The sequence below is a fragment of the Streptomyces sp. NPDC016469 genome (assembly GCF_040632905.1).
Taxonomy (GTDB): domain Bacteria; phylum Actinomycetota; class Actinomycetes; order Streptomycetales; family Streptomycetaceae; genus Streptomyces.
This window is the reverse complement of the sequence record NZ_JBEYCQ010000016.1, coordinates 116,244-127,842: the sequence shown is the minus strand read 5'-3', so window position 1 is coordinate 127,842 and position 11,599 is coordinate 116,244. Positions and strand designations below refer to the sequence as shown.

Below are 11,599 nucleotides of genomic sequence, written 5' to 3'. Positions count from 1 at the left end.
GTCTGGCCCGCGAGCCTAACCGCCCCGCCGCCTGCCGGGGCACCACCGCCGTGCCCGCCGGCTCAGGCCACGTAGGCGAACCGCGTGGCCTCGCGAGGGTGTTCAGCCCGCATCATCGAATGCGTCGTCGAACGCACCGGTGAAATCCAGCCCTTCGAGCCCCGGCACGACAGTGGCCTTCGGTGGGCTCGGCAATCCGGTCATCCCGGCCGGCCGCCCGCTGCCCCGCCCGCCCGGGCGGTCGCCGTGGCGGCCATGGCCCCCGTCGACGAGCACCCAGACGGTGACCTCGCCCGGCGCGTCGTCCCGTACGCCCCACTCCTGGGCCAGGGCGCTGATGATGTTGAGTCCCCGGCCGCCGCGAGCGGTCACCGAGGGGGTGGCCGGAACCGGCCGGGTCGGGCCGCCGCCGTCCGTCACCTCGACGGTCAGTCCGCCCGTCCTGTCGACGCGCCAGGCGGCGCGCACGTCGCCGTCTCCCGTCTCGGTCTGCCGGCCCAGCGGCCTGCCGTGCCGGCAGGCATTACTGAGCAGCTCGGAAAGAATCAGCACCGCATCGTCGACGACCGAATCCGACACCCCGTGGCTGCGCAACTGCTCGCGCATCCGGTGCCGCGCCTGGCCCACGCCCGCAGGGCCATGGGGAACGGCCATGCTCGACGACGTGGGCACCTCCTGTGCCACCACCAACGCCACCCCCGAGACCTCCTTTGCCCCCACGCCACGGAGTGGATGCCCTCCCCAGCTGTGCCGGAAACCGGCGAAGGGGCTGTCAGTGACGCACTCGTCACGAACAGGCACAGTCCGAGTGCGCCGGTGTACTCCCTGTAGTTGATCTCCTGATGGGCAGATGGGCTGATGCGTTCATACGCAGATACGCCGAGGCGTGCCCGGGTGCGCCGATGTCACGAACGGCCGAGCTGGGCCAGGACCTGCTTGGGGCGGTTGGTGATGATGGCTTCGACACCGAGCCGTACGCAGAGCTCGACGTCCTCCGGCTCGTTGACCGTCCAGACGTGCGCCCGGTGCCCGGCCCGGTGGAGACGTTCGATGTAGCCGGGGTGGCTGCGCACGATCCGGACGCTGGGTCCGGCGATGCGCGCCCCCGCGGGCAGCCGTCCGTCGCGCAGCCGGGGCGACACGAACTGCATCAGGTACACGGTGGGCAGATGGGGTACGGCCGCCCGGACGCGGTGCAGCGAGCGGGCCGAGAAGCTCATGACGCGTACCGGCGAAGGGGTGCCGTCCGGCGGCGGTACGTCGAGCTCGAAGCGCTTCAGCAGGTGCAGCAGGCGTTCCTCGACCTGGCCCGCCCAGCGGGTGGGGTGCTTGGTCTCGATGGCCAGCTGGAGCGGCCTCCCGGACGCCCGCGTCTCCACGAGGAGTTCGAGCAGCCGTTCCAGGGTGAGTACGGAGGTGAGCTCGCCGGGCACCGGGTCCCAGTCCGGTGACTCCGTGTCGTCGCGGTCCTTCCAGGAGCCGAAGTCGAGGGCGGCGAGGGCGTTCAGTTCCAGGGCGGAGACCGCGCCGCGGCCGTTGGACGTACGGTTCACCCTGCGGTCGTGTACGCAGACGAGGTGGCCGTCGGCGGTGAGGCGTACGTCGCACTCCAGGGCGTCGGCACCGTCCTCGATCGCCTTCCGGTAAGCGGCGAGGGTGTGCTCGGGGGCGTCGTCGGACGCGCCCCGGTGGGCGATGACCTGGATGGGATGGCGCATGGGGTGCTGCTGCCGTGCTCGGTTCACCCGGGTCATGGTGTCACCGCGGGAACACGGGTGTGCACACCTTGCGACGCGAGGCCGTTTTGTCCGATGTAAGGGTCGTGCGCAGATGCACAGGTCCTGCTTACAGTGGCCTGACGTGTCATGGGAAAAGCTGAGTGCTGACACGTACACAGCGGATCTCTTGCCGAATGACTGATGTGGAACCGAGGAGTAAAGAGCTGTGAGCACCGAGAACGAGGGCAACGAGGGCAACGCGGCCGAGGCCGCCCCGTCCGTACCTCCCGTGCCGGCCGACGCTCCCCAGGCGCGCCCCGAGGACGCGCCCCCCGCCGCCTCCCACCCGGACGAGACGGTCACACGGCAGCAGCCGGTCACGCAGGCGCCGGACCAGCCGCCCGCCCCCGTCCCCTCGTCGCCGGACCCCGCGACCGCGCAGACGGCCGCCTTCCCGACGAACCCGCAGTACGCGCCTCCGCCCCCGCCGCAGTCCGCGGCCGACGCGGGCTGGCCTCCGCCGCCGCCCGCCGTTCCGGCGTACGCCCAGGGGGCGCACGGCAGCGGCGGCGGCCCGGTGTGGGGCCCGCCCGGCGGAACGCACACGCCCGAGGCGCCGCGCAAGCGCGGTGCGGGCGGTCTGGTGGCCGCCGTGGTGGTGGCGGCGCTCGTGGCGGGCGGCATCGGCGGGGCCCTCGGGTACTGGGCCGCGGACCGCAACGACGACTCGGGCTCGACCACGGTCTCCGCCTCGGCGAACCCGCAGGATCTCAAGCGCGACTCGCGCACGGTCGCCGGTGTGGCCGCCAAGGCGCTGCCGAGCGTCGTGACGATCGAGGCGCAGGGCGGTGACGGCGAGGGCGGTACGGGCACCGGCTTCGTATACGACAAGGAAGGCCACATCCTCACGAACAACCACGTGGTGGCCTCCGCGGCGGACAGCGGCCAGCTCACGGCGACGTTCTCCAACGGCAAGAAGTACGACGCCGAGGTGGTCGGCCGGGCCCAGGGCTACGACGTGGCCGTCATCAAGCTGAAGAACCCGCCGAAGTCCCTGGCCCCGCTGCCGCTGGGCAACTCGGACCAGGTGGCGGTCGGCGACTCCACGATCGCCATCGGTGCCCCGTTCGGCCTGTCCAACACGGTCACCACGGGCATCATCAGCGCGAAGAACCGCCCGGTCGCCTCCGGTGACGGCAACGGCGGCAGCAATTCGTACATGAGCGCCCTGCAGACCGACGCCTCGATCAACCCGGGCAACTCCGGCGGCCCGCTGCTCAGCTCGGGCGGCGCGGTCATCGGCATCAACTCGGCGATCCAGTCGACCGGCAGCTCCGGCCAGAGCCAGGCGGGCTCCATCGGCCTCGGCTTCGCGATCCCGATCAACCAGGCGACGACCGTCGCGCAGCAGCTGATCAAGACCGGCCAGCCGGTCTACCCCGTCATCGGCGCCACGGTGACGATGGACGAGCAGAGCGGCGGCGCGGTCATCGCGGAGCGGGGCACGGGCGGCACGGACGCGGTCACGAAGGGCGGCCCGGCAGACAAGGCGGGGCTGCGCGCGGGCGACGTCATCACGAAGTTCAACGACACCGTCGTCGACAGCGGCCCCACACTGATCGGCGAGATCTGGACCCACAAGCCGGGCGACCGGGTCACCCTGACCTACGAGCGCGACGGCAAGACGGCGACGGCCGAAGTCACCCTGGGGGAGCGCAAGGGCGACAGCTGACCGGCTAGGCTGTTCCCGCGCCGGACCGGTCCTCACCGACCGCACCGACGCGGGGTGGGTTGCCCGAGCGGCCTAAGGGAACGGTCTTGAAAACCGTCGTGGCGCGAGTCACCGTGGGTTCAAATCCCACACCCACCGCAGTGAACGGCCCCCGACCGGGCGAATCGGTCGGGGGCCGTTCGTATGGGTGGGGGACTTCTAGGATGGCCGGAGGGGGCGGGGTCGTAGCGCAGAGGTCGTCGCGCGCGGTCTCCAAAACCGTGAGGACGCCGGTTCGAATCCGGTCGGGTCCGCCTCCGCCTTTCCCTCTTCCGAAGTCGCTCATGCGGGCGCTGGGCGCATAGTTCGCCCCAGGTCAGGGGTTTGGTTCGGGTTCCTCACGCTTGCGGGGGAACCGGAAGCGTTGGGTGGTTCGCCGGGACGGCGGTGGGCAGCTTTCGTCCGCGACGTCGTGATCAGCACCGGGCGGTCGGCCGCCGGCCCGGGTTCAGCCTCAGCCCTACTTCCGGTTCCTGGAGGAACAGACATGGCAAGCATCCGTACCGCTCGTGCCCTCGCCGTCGTTGCCGCGCTGCCTCTGGCCGCCGTTCTCCTCGGCGGAGTGGCCCAGGCGGACAACGGCTCGTTCGCGAGCAGCGGGTCGAACGCGGGCGTGGCCACGATCAGCGGCAGCGGGGTCGGCCGGGACAACGCGGGCAACTCCTCGACCTCGCAGCAGCAGGCGACGGGCGCCGGGGCGTCGAACCAGAGCAACTCCGCGCAGGTGAACGGGTCCGGTTTCACCGACATCGACCAGTCCACGTACAACCTGGCGGTGAACTTCACGAACCTCTGGTGAGCCCGCACCGTTCGCAGCCCGGTCGGGGGGCCGGACCGCGACGGACGCACCCGGCGGCCCGCCCGTACGCCACTCCGGCGAACGGGCGGGCCGTCCGCCGTCTGCCTCGGGGCCGACCCTGAGGACCGGGTACGTCCCCCTCCACCTACAGGAGGTGGAGGGGGACCCGGTCCTACACCCTGAGGCGGACGCGGTTTCGGGACCTGGGGGCGATTTGGGAGGCGGGCCCCGCTTCTAGCGTGGAGCCATGACCACGCCAGTCCGTACGCGCACCCACAGGGGAGCCGCACCGGTACGCGCTCACGCGTCGGTGCGCACGCCGGGCGCCTCCGGCTGTGCCGCGCACGCCGCGCGCACGCCGGCGGCGCCGCACCTCCCGTACCCCTCGTTCACGTCGTTCGTGCAGGCGCGCGGTCCGGTGCTGCTGCGGGCGGCGCGCTCGCTCACCGCCAACCCGAGCGACGCCGAGGACCTGCTGCAGACCGCGCTCACCAAGACCTACGTCGCCTGGGACCGGATCGAGGACCACCGTGCCCTCGACGGCTATGTCCGCCGGGCCCTGCTCAACACCAGGACCTCGCAGTGGCGCAAGCGCAAGGTCGACGAGTTCGCCTGCGACGAGCTGCCCGAGCAGGAGGCCGTTCCGGGCCCCGACCCCGCGGAGCGGCAGTCGCTGCACGACGCGATGTGGCGCGCGGTCCTGAAGCTGCCGGCCCGTCAGCGGGCGATGGTCGTCCTCCGCTATTACGAGGATCTGAGCGAGGCGCAGACCGCCGAGGTGCTCGGGGTGTCCGTCGGCACGGTCAAGAGCGCGGTCTCCCGGGCGCTCGGCAAGCTCCGCCAGGACCCGGAGCTGATCTCGGACCGCTGAGCGTTGGCCTCCGTAGCGGCGGAACGGAGTGTTCCGACCTGGCCCCGAGCGGTGTGACATTGCGGGGCGACACCGATTCGTACTCCCGGGAGTAGTGACATACCAAGCGGTATGTGCGCAGAATCAGCGGAACCCTACTGCCGCGTAGCGCCCACCGGGAGGACGCCGTGCTCAGCACCATGCAGGACGTACCGCTGACTGTCACCCGCATCCTGACGCATGGGATGACGATTCACGGGAAGTCGCAGGTCACGACCTGGACTGGAGAGCCGGAGCCGCACCGGCGGAGCTTCGCGGAGATCGGCCGTCGCGCCACCCAGCTCGCCAACGCCCTGCGCGACGAGCTCGGCATCGACGCCGACCAGCGTGTCGCGACGCTCATGTGGAACAACGCGGAGCACGTGGAGGCGTACCTCGCCATCCCGTCCATGGGTGCCGTTCTCCACACGCTGAACCTCCGCCTCCCCGCCGAGCAGCTGGTCTGGGTCGTCGAGCACGCCGACGACAAGGCCGTCATCGTCAACGGCTCCCTGCTGCCGCTCATCGCGCCGCTGCTTTCCCAGCTGACGTCGGTGGAACACCTGATCGTCTCGGGTCCCGGCGACCGTTCCGTCCTGGACGGCGCGACGGTGCGCGTGCACGATTACGAGGAGCTGCTCGCCGGCCGTCCCACCAGCTTCGACTGGCCGGAGCTGGACGAGCGCCAGGCCGCCGCGATGTGCTACACCTCCGGCACGACGGGGGACCCGAAGGGCGTCGTCTACTCGCACCGTTCGATCTACCTGCACTCCATGCAGGTCAACATGTCCGAGTCGATGGGCCTGACCGACAAGGACACCACCCTTGTCGTAGTCCCGCAGTTTCACGTAAACGCTTGGGGACTGCCGCACGCGACGTTCATGTCCGGCGTCAACATGCTGATGCCGGACCGTTTCCTCCAGCCCGCCCCGCTCGCCGACATGATCGAGCGCGAGCGCCCGACGCACGCTGCCGCGGTGCCCACCATCTGGCAGGGCCTGCTCGCCGAGGTCACCGCCAACCCGCGCGACCTCACCTCCATGGCCAACGTCACGATCGGCGGCGCCGCCTGCCCGCCCTCCCTCATGGAGGCGTACGACAAGCTGGGCGTCCGCCTCTGTCACGCCTGGGGCATGACGGAGACCTCGCCGCTCGGCACGATGGCCAACCCGCCAGCCGGACTGACCCCGGAGGAGGAGTGGCCCTACCGCGTCACCCAGGGCCGCTTCCCGGCCGGCGTCGAGGCGCGCCTGGTCGGCCCGGCCGGCGAGCAGCTGCCGTGGGACGGCGAGTCGGCCGGTGAGCTGGAGGTGCGCGGCGCCTGGATCGCCGGTGCCTACTACGGCGGCGCGGACGGCGAGGCGTTGCGGCCCGCGGACAAGTTCAGCGAGGACGGCTGGCTGAAGACCGGTGACGTCGGAGTGATCAGCGAGGACGGCTTCCTCACGCTGACCGACCGGGCGAAGGACGTCATCAAGTCCGGTGGCGAGTGGATCTCCAGCGTCGAGCTGGAGAACGCGCTGATGGCCCACCCGGACGTCGCGGAGGCCGCGGTCGTGGCCGTCCCGGACGAGAAGTGGGGTGAGCGTCCGCTCGCCACGGTCGTCCTCAAGGAGGGCGCCACCGCCGACTACGAGGCGCTGCGGGCGTTCCTCGCCGAGTCCGGCATCGCGAAGTGGCAGCTGCCGGAGCGGTGGTCGGTCATTCCGGCCGTGCCGAAGACGAGCGTCGGCAAGTTCGACAAGAAGGTCATCCGCAAGCAGTACGCGCAGGGCGAGCTGGACATCACGCAGCTCTGAGGCTCTGTGCGGAAAGGACGAGGGCGGTACGGGTGCCTTCCCGTACCGCCCTCGTCATATGCCTCTGTACGCCGGTCAGTTCGTGCCGATCTTCGCGAGCAGGTCGACGATGCGGGACTGCACCTCGTCGCTCGTGGAGCGCTCCGCGAGGAACAGCACGGTCTCGCCCGAGCCGAGGCGCGGCAGTTCCGCCTGGTCGATGTCGGCCGAGGTGTACACGACCAGCGGGGTGCGGTTCAGCTGGCCGTTGGCGCGCAGCCAGTCCACGATCCCGGCCCGGCGGCGGCGTACCTGCATCAGGTCCATCACCACCAGGTTCGGCCGCATCCGGGTCGCCAGCGCGACGGCCTCGCTGTCCGTCGCGGCGCAGGCGACCTGCATGCCCCGCCGTTCCAGCGTCTCCGTCAGCGCGGCGGCGATGTCCTGGTGCTCCTCGATCAGCAGGACGCGCGGCGGGTGCTGTTCGCTGTCGCGCGGCGCGAGCGCCTTCAGGAGCACGGCAGGGTCGGCACCGTACGCCGCCTCCCGTGACGCCTGCCCCAGGCCGGCGGTCACCAGTACGGGCACCTCGGCGGCGACGGCCGCCTGCCGCAGGGACTGGAGCGCCTTTCGGGTGATGGGCCCGGTCAACGGGTCTACGAAGAGCGCGGCGGGGAAGGCCGCGATCTGCGCGTCCACCTCCTCGCGCGAGTGCACGATCACCGGCCGGTAACCGCGGTCGCTGAGCGCCTGCTGCGTGGAGACGTCGGGCGCGGGCCAGACGAGCAGCCGGCGCGGGTTGTCGAGCGGCTCGGGGGGCAGCTCGTCGTCAACGGGCTGCGGGGACGGGCGGTTGGCGACCTCGACCGCGCCACCGGGGCCGTCCAGCGGCTCCGGTCCCTCGGCCGCGTCCTCGTCGGGCGCGCCGATGGCGTACGCGCGCCCTTCGGCCGCGGGCGCGGAGAGCAGCTGCCCCGACCCCTGCCCGTGCACGGTGGGGGCGGGGGGTGTGGCGGCGGGCGCCGCTGGCCCGGGCTGCGGGGGCGCGGGGGCCGGGGTGGGCGGCGCGGGGCGCTCGTCCTGTCCGGGCTGGGGCTCCGGCGGTGCGGCCAGTTTGCGGCGCCGGCCGACGCTGCTGCCGCCGCCCAGGGTCTGGTTCTGCTGGTGGGCGATGTGCTGGGCGAACGGCACGCCCTGGCCCAGTGTGCGCACGCTGAACGCGCGCCCCTGCGTCGAGTCCGGCGCCCCCGGCATCGGCGCCTCGGCGGGCAGCGGCTGCCGCCGAGCGTCGGGCGCGGGCGCCAGCGTACGGGGGCGGGCCGGGGGACCGGCGGGGGCGGCCGTCCCGGTGGTGTGGGTCGTACGTCCGGTGCTCTGCGTTTCCGGCGCGGCGACGGGTGCGGCGGGCCCCTGCCCGGAGGCGTCGTCGTCTCCCCAGCCGCCGGGGTGCGCGGGCGGCGTGGGCCGGTCGGCGCCCGAGGCGGGCTGCTCCGGCTGGGCGGCGGGCGCGAAGGGGGTGCCGGGGGTGCCGAGCCTGGGGTCGGCGGGGGCGGGCGGCGCGGTTTCGGCGGGCGGGCCGGGCGGCGCGGTCTGCGCGGACGGTGCGGCGGGGGCCGGCGGTGCGGCCGGGGCGGGCAGCGCGAACGGTGCGGGCTGCACCTCCTGCGGGCCCGTGTCCCCGTGGCGGGCGCGGCGCCGACCGCTGGGGGCGGACTGGGCCTGCGGCGGCACGGGAGCGTGCTCCGGCGCGTCGGCCGGCGCGTCGGCCGGGGCACTCGCCGGGGCGCCGGTCTGCGCGGGGACGGTGGGGGCTCCGGGGACGGCGCCCGGCGTGCGGTTCAGCCCGGCCCCGGGCTGGTACGCAGCGGGCCCGGCCTCGCGCGTACCCGCGCCGAGGTCGTACGAACCGGAGTCGGGGGCCTCGCGCGTACCCGCGCCGAAGTCGTACGAACCGGACGCGCCGCCCTCATGCGTACCGACAGGAGCCGATGCTCCCCCCGCGCCCCCCGGCACCCCGGCCGCACCCGCGACCCCCGCGCCCAAGGACCCGTCCGGCCCCCCGGCACCCGGGTCCACCCGGTCCGCGTCGGCGGGCGGGAGGGCGAAGGGGACGCGCGGTCCGGCCTCGGCGGCGGCGGCCCGTTCCTGGGCGGCCGCCAGGGCGCGGCGGCGCCGCCCGGTCGGCTGCGGTGCGGGCGCGGGCAGCCCCGGCGAAGGCGAGGGGGCCACCGGGCCGGGAGCCGGTCGGGCGGCGTCATCGAGGTTCGAGAAGGCCGCGGGGGCCGTGGACTCGACGGCGTTCACGACGGGGGGAAGGGCTAGGCGGCCCTCGTCCCCCGGGCTCCCCCGGTGCCCGCCGACCGCGACCGGGACCTGCGCCCCGGCCGGAACGCCCTGCGGGGGCACCGTGTGCCCGCGCTGCGGCCGGCCACCCTGCGCACCCTCCGCGGCGGTCACCACGGACCCCTCCGACGGAGCGGCCGCAGGCAGCGCGAGAGCCTGACCCGGGACGGGCTGAGCCGCCTGCGCGCCCGTCTCGGCGGGGCTGGGCCGCCCACGACGGCGTCCGGAGCCCTCGGCCTGCTGGGCGGGGATCAGCTCGTTGGGGCCCGCCACCTCGGCGGCGGGGGCGGCACGGCGCGCACGCCGCCGCCCGGTCGGGGCGGCCGCGCCGGTGTCCCCGGGGGCCGCCTCCAACTCGCCGCTGCCGTCGGAGCCGCCCATGGGGCTGTCCAGGAAGGCGTCGGTGGAGGAACGCCGCGCACGGCGCCGGCCCCTACCCGCCTCGGGCGCGTCCGACACCACCGGCGCCACCGGCGCAGGGCCCGCATGACCGGTCTCCCCGAGGGGAAGGGGCTCGGGCGCCACCGGGGGAGCTGCCTCCACCTCCGGCGTCGTCACCGTCCCCGCACCCGCGCCGATCGGCACCTCGAGCACGTACGCACTGCCGCTCATGCCCGGCATCTCGTGCGTCTGGAGCACACCGCCGTGCGCGCGGACGATGCCGCTCACGATGGGTACGTGCACGGGGTCTCCCCCGGCGAACGGTCCGCGCACCTCGATGCGTACGACGTCACCGCGCTGGGCGGCGGCGACCACGACGGTCGAGTCGACGTAACCGCCACCGGGCACGAGACGGGCCTTGCCGGTCGAGTCGACGCCGGCGACGTCCGCGACGAGGTGGGCGAGGGCGGTCACCAGACGTCCGGCGTCGACCTCGGCCTCGATCGGCGGGGCGTGCACCGCGAACTGGGCGCGGCCGGGACCGATCAGCTCGACCGAGGCGTCGATTCCGGCGGTGACGACGCCGTCGAGCAGCACCCGCGTCTTGACCAGCGCCTCGGCGCCGGCGTCGAGGCGCTGGTAGCCGAGCACGTTGTCGATGAGCGTCGTCATGCGCGCGTAGCCCGCGGCCAGGTGGTGCAGGATCTGGTTCGCCTCCGGCCACAGCTGGCCGGCGGGGTCGGCGGCGAGCGTGGAGAGCTCGCCGCGCAGCTCCTCCAGGGGGCCGCGCAGCGACTCGCCGAGCACGGCGGTGAGCTGGGTGTGCCGGGCGGTGAGGTCGGCCAGCCGCTCCGCCTGCTCCTCCAGCCCGGAGGCGTAACGCTCGGTGCGGTCGGCCAGCTCGGAGGCGTGGGCCTCCTTGAGGGCGGCGAGCTCGGCGGTGTGCCGCTCGGTGAGCTCACTGACCGCGGTGGTGTGGCTCGCGGTCAGCTCGGCGATCTCGTCCTTGCGCCGCTTGTCCAGCTCCTCGTAGGGCCGGCGGTCGGTGAACGTCATCACGGCGCCGACGAGCTGGTCGCCGTCGCGGACGGGCGCGGTGGTCAGGTCGACCGGCACCTGTTCCCCGCTCTTGGACCACAGAACCTGTCCGCGCACCCGATGTTTGCGTCCCGACTTCAGCGTGTCGGCGAGTGGGGACTCCTCGTACGGGAAGGGCTCGCCCTCCGCGCGTGAGTGCAGGATCAGCGGGTGCAGCTCCTGGCCGCCGAGATCGCTGGCCCGGAAGCCGAGGATCTGCGCGGCGGCGGGGTTGACCAGGACGACCCGGCCGTCCGTGTCCGTCCCGACGACGCCCTCGGCCGCGGCGCGCAGGATCATCTCGGTCTGGCGCTGCGAGCGGGCCAGCTCGGCCTCGGTGTCGACGGTGCCGGACAGGTCGCGCACGACCAGCATCAGCAGCTCGTCACCGGTGTAGCTGCCCCCGTAAGAGCCCTGGACGTCCTTGTACGCCGCCTGCCCGTCCTCCAGGCTGGCGCTGGTCACCTCGACGGGGTACTCGTGGCCGTCGGTACGGCGCGCGACCATGCGCGTGGGCTTGGTACGGCCTCGCTCGTCCGCAGCCTCTGGCCGGCGCATCGACCCCGGGATCAGCTTGGAGTCGAACTCCGGCAGCAGATCGAGCAGTCCGCGGCCGACGAGCGCGGTGCCCGGCGACTCGAACATTTCGAGGGCGATGGTGTTGGCGTTGACGACCGTACCGTTGCAGTTGACGAGCAGGAGCCCGTCCGGAAGGGCGTCGAGTATGGCTGCGAGGCGAGCAGCGCCTCGGGATGGCCTGCTGCTCACGACGACGCTTCCTCCCTGATTACTGCACCTTGCCGACAGCGGCCCCATCTTGCCCCTCGGGCCTCAGGCTGTCAC

7 protein-coding genes and 1 tRNA gene are annotated in these 11,599 nt (G+C 73.3%); 5 read left to right on the top strand and 3 right to left on the bottom strand.

Annotated elements, in window-relative coordinates; all coding sequences use genetic code 11:
• Nucleotides 1–102: 102 nt before the first annotated feature.
• Nucleotides 103–696, bottom strand: a complete 594-nt coding sequence (locus ABZ565_RS20030; RefSeq protein ID WP_361028268.1) for an ATP-binding protein — start codon at nt 694–696, stop codon at nt 103–105.
• Between the two features lie 209 nt (nt 697–905).
• Nucleotides 906–1,754 carry a glycerophosphodiester phosphodiesterase family protein gene (locus tag ABZ565_RS20025; protein WP_361028265.1) on the bottom strand — a complete coding sequence of 283 codons (849 nt, stop codon included), beginning with the start codon at nt 1,752–1,754 and terminating at the stop codon, nt 906–908.
• Nucleotides 1,755–1,944: 190 nt separating this feature from the next.
• Between ABZ565_RS20025 and ABZ565_RS20020 the strand changes: the two genes are divergently transcribed.
• The 5 genes from ABZ565_RS20020 to ABZ565_RS20000 all read left to right on the top strand — a co-directional run bounded on the left by ABZ565_RS20020 (nt 1,945) and on the right by ABZ565_RS20000 (nt 6,976).
• On the top strand, nt 1,945–3,450 hold the full coding sequence (locus ABZ565_RS20020; protein ID WP_361028262.1) for a trypsin-like peptidase domain-containing protein: 1,506 nt from the start codon (nt 1,945–1,947) through the stop codon (nt 3,448–3,450).
• Between the two features lie 53 nt (nt 3,451–3,503).
• Nucleotides 3,504–3,588 (top strand) — tRNA-Ser (locus tag ABZ565_RS20015).
• Nucleotides 3,589–3,976: 388 nt separating this feature from the next.
• The gene (locus tag ABZ565_RS20010; RefSeq protein ID WP_361028259.1) at nt 3,977–4,288 is read left to right on the top strand and encodes a hypothetical protein; all 312 of its coding nucleotides are present in this window, start codon (nt 3,977–3,979) and stop codon (nt 4,286–4,288) included.
• A gap of 310 nt (nt 4,289–4,598) precedes the next feature.
• Nucleotides 4,599–5,159 carry a SigE family RNA polymerase sigma factor gene (locus ABZ565_RS20005; protein WP_361028463.1) on the top strand — a complete coding sequence of 187 codons (561 nt, stop codon included), beginning with the start codon at nt 4,599–4,601 and terminating at the stop codon, nt 5,157–5,159.
• Between the two features lie 167 nt (nt 5,160–5,326).
• The gene (locus ABZ565_RS20000) at nt 5,327–6,976 is read left to right on the top strand and encodes a long-chain fatty acid--CoA ligase (RefSeq protein ID WP_361028256.1); all 1,650 of its coding nucleotides are present in this window, start codon (nt 5,327–5,329) and stop codon (nt 6,974–6,976) included.
• A gap of 75 nt (nt 6,977–7,051) precedes the next feature.
• Here ABZ565_RS20000 and ABZ565_RS19995 read toward each other — a convergent pair whose 3' ends face one another.
• Nucleotides 7,052–11,524 (bottom strand): PAS domain-containing protein, encoded by a 4,473-nt coding sequence (locus tag ABZ565_RS19995; protein ID WP_361028253.1) that lies wholly within the window; start codon nt 11,522–11,524, stop codon nt 7,052–7,054.
• Nucleotides 11,525–11,599: the final 75 nt, after the last annotated feature.